Annotated in this window: 1 protein-coding gene; it reads left to right on the top strand. The window is 35.2% G+C overall.

What is annotated here, in order from left to right; all coding sequences use genetic code 11:
• Positions 1-129: 129 nt before the first annotated feature.
• Positions 130-1,271 (top strand): IS3 family transposase gene (locus RZN25_18235; GenBank protein ID MEQ6378742.1). Its coding sequence is split into 2 segments (ribosomal slippage): positions 130-430 and positions 430-1,271, totalling 1,143 coding nucleotides; the frame shifts between segments, so codons are not numbered across the junction.
• Positions 1,272-2,403: the final 1,132 nt, after the last annotated feature.

The following is a 2,403-nucleotide window of genomic DNA, read 5'->3' as shown; positions in this document are numbered from 1 at the left end:
TTGTAATGTCTTAGTCATTTCATGAAATTCTGCGTCTATTCTAAGAATCTTTAGGCGATTATACATCGTTTTATAATGTATCCGTAGGCTTGGACATTAAAAATGAATAAATAAGATAATACTAATGCCATGAGTAAAAAGCGAAAAAGATACAGTTCAACAGAAAAAGCAAGGGTTGTTTTAGAAATATTAAGGGAGGATAGCACTGTTAATGAAATTGCTCAAAAGCATGATATAAGCCCACAATTAATTAGCAGATGGAGGACAGAGTTTTTAAATAATATGCCAGCAGTCTTTGATAAAAAGTCTGCGGAACTAGAAAAGGTTAAGGAGGAATACGAGGCGGAAAAGGAGGAACTGGTTAATCAAATTGGACAGCTAACCGTAGATATGAATTGGCTCAAAAAAAAACAACAACAGGCCTCGGAGTGGAGGAGAAAAAGGCCTTGATAGACTTTGATAGCAAGGAGTTAACGGTCAAGCATCAGTGTGAACTATTGAATCTGTCCAGGTCAACTGCTTATTATGATATCAAGATTCCAAAGCCAGATCAAGAGGAAATCAATATCAAAAATGCCATTGACCGGATACACTTTAATGAACCTGCATTTTGTTGTCGCAGAATACGAAATGAGCTAAAAAAATTTGGGTTCTTCATAGGTATCAAGCGTACACGTCATTACATGCGAGAAATGGATATCATCGCCTTCTATCCAGGGCCGAATCTAAACAAACGGGATTTGCAGACACGAACGTATCCTTATCTGCTTCAGAATGTAAGCATAACCCATCGAAATCAAGTTTGGGGGATTGATATTACGTATTGTGGCACACCAAAAGGCTTTATGTACTTGGTAGTTGTCATCGACTGGTATTCAAGATTTATCGTAGGGTGGTCTTTAAGCAACACCATGAAGACAGATTTTATTATTCGTACAGTAGAGCAGGCTGTTCAAGAGCACGGAATGCCTGAAATCATTAATAGCGATCAGGGAAGCCAATTCACGTCCAAAGAATATATCGACTGCATCAAAAAATATGAATCAATCAAAATTAGCATGGACGGGAAAGGGCGTGCAAAGGACAATGCTAGAACAGAGCGTTTTTTCAGAAGCTATAAATGGGAAAGACTTTATTTACTATATCCCGAGACGGTCTTGGAATTAAAACAAATGACGAAGCTTTACATGCATCACTACAACTGGACGAGGCAACATCAAGCACTGGAGGACAAGACACCGGCCACTGTACATTTTGCAAAGGATTCATAACCACAGCGAAGCTGCTTGCCCTTGACCGTTGTGCCACTCCTTAGTGATCGCTAGAAGGGGTCGGGGCCCCGCCAGCGGAACTTAGGAAGTGATTGTCCATGGTACGCTGGCTGTGCGGATAGGAGCCCAAAAGGCTGAATTTCCCTCATCCGCCACAAGAAAACTACCATGGACACAAACAAGGTCAAGGGTGGTGGACTTTGGAAAGCCTTAAGACTTGGAAGAGTGCAGTATTAAAATGCCAGGTGACCAGACTATTTTTAGAGAGGAGGCTTTATCTTAAAAAATTAATTTTTGTGTCTTGACAAGCGGGCACATTACATTGTGAATTGTTAAAATTGGAAAATCAATTTACTTTTTAAACCTAGGAGTAAAAAAATTTATACTATGTAGTTTAAAGATATTATTTTTTACCACTAGTTAAATCATCATAAGGAGAAAATTCATTATTAGGTAATGTCTTCTTTCCAATTAATCTTATGATTATGTAAAATACAATAATTATTACTGCCCCTATGAATATTAATTCCATTTTCTCACATCCCTTTATGTTAATTAAAAATTTTTTCTTGCAAATTATCGAAAATAAAAGAATTTTTATTGTTTAATTTAATTTCCATATCGATATTAAACAAAAACTTTAAAAAAAATAAATATAACAGATTTTTGTAGATTGAATACTACTAACTTTTTAAACAAATTGGTCTTAACAAAAAGTATCGCAGGCTTATTACTAGTTATAAATACTCCCTGTCAAGACCATTTTTACAACTTTTTATTCCTCTTTAAATTAAAAGCATTTTTTGAACGATGTTAAGTTTTTATACTGAAAATATATAAATTTTAATCAAAATAAAGAGAGAATTATTTTATATTATGCTTATCTTTAAATCCACTAGCGTTGCATTAATTAAATCAGATGATTCAAAATACTAAGAATGTTCAAATATTAAATGTCCATACAACAAAAAATCCTTTACAATGGAAGTACAGGTGGTCCCTGTCCTAATCCAATAGTAAAGGATAATCCGTATGGACAAGAATACACTAAAGTCATCATTTGGTAAATGGGTTTCACCCATAAATACAAAAAAACTTCATCTAGCTCAACCACCATTTCCGTGTCGGCTTC

Source organism: Bacillaceae bacterium S4-13-56 (assembly GCA_040191315.1).
Lineage (GTDB): Bacteria > Bacillota > Bacilli > Bacillales > JAWJLM01 > JAWJLM01.
Note: the sequence above shows the minus strand (reverse complement) of the source record. Positions and strands in the feature narration are given on the sequence as shown.